Source organism: Erwinia sp. ErVv1 (assembly GCF_900068895.1).
Lineage (GTDB): Bacteria > Pseudomonadota > Gammaproteobacteria > Enterobacterales > Enterobacteriaceae > Erwinia.
Genome location: NZ_CDPK01000021.1, coordinates 1 through 253, shown reverse-complemented (window position 1 = coordinate 253; position 253 = coordinate 1).

The window sequence follows — 253 nt, the reverse complement described above, 5'->3', positions numbered from 1 at the left end:
GCTGCGTTTGCCGCCCTGCTTCAGCACAAACTCTTTCGTTCCCGCTAATCTTTTAAATCACACTCCGCGAACTCAGGTCCGCAGGGCAGATAAAATCTCCTGCTCTGTCCCGCATGCGTAATAGGCAGAACAGCTTAATTCTTGTCCGGATAAGCTGAAAATTCTCTTTCTGTCTCTCACTGCTCACCAGAACGCTTCTGGTGTTGTAAGGTTAAGCCTCACGGGTCATTAGTACCGGTTAGCTCAACGCATC